The 456-nt window shown below is 62.9% G+C and carries 1 protein-coding gene; it reads right to left on the bottom strand.

The features are described 5' to 3' along the window. Positions 1–456, bottom strand: a 456-nt coding sequence (locus L2097_RS25065) for an enolase-like domain-containing protein (protein ID WP_502799318.1), incomplete at both ends; no start/stop codon positions are given.

Below are 456 nucleotides of genomic sequence, written 5' to 3'. Positions count from 1 at the left end.
GGGAAGCGCTTCGCCAGGGCGACAATGGATTCCGCTTCCTCTTCACCGGCCAGCACGCCGCCTTTGAGTTTGAAGTCGTTAAAGCCGTATTTTTCATACGCGGCTTCGGCCAGGCGCACCACGGCATCCGGGGTCATCGCCTCGTCATGACGCAGGCGATACCAGTCGCATTTGTCGTCCGGCTGGCTCTGGTACGGCAGCGGGGTGGCTTTGCGGTTACCCACAAAGAACAGGTAGCCGAGCATTTCCACTTCGCTGCGCTGCTGGCCGTCACCGAGCAGGGAAGCGACGTTCACGCCCAGGTGTTTGCCCAGCAGGTCGAGCATGGCGGATTCAATGGCGGTGACCACGTGGATGGTGGTGCGCAGGTCAAAGGTCTGCAGGCCACGGCCCGCGGCGTCGCGGTCAGCAAAGGCGCTGCGCACCCCGTTGAGGACGTTTTTGTAGGCGCCGAGG

The organism is Citrobacter sp. MNAZ 1397 (genome assembly GCF_023613995.1).
GTDB lineage: Bacteria > Pseudomonadota > Gammaproteobacteria > Enterobacterales > Enterobacteriaceae > Phytobacter > Phytobacter ursingii.
This window is presented reverse-complemented; position numbering and strand designations above follow the sequence as displayed.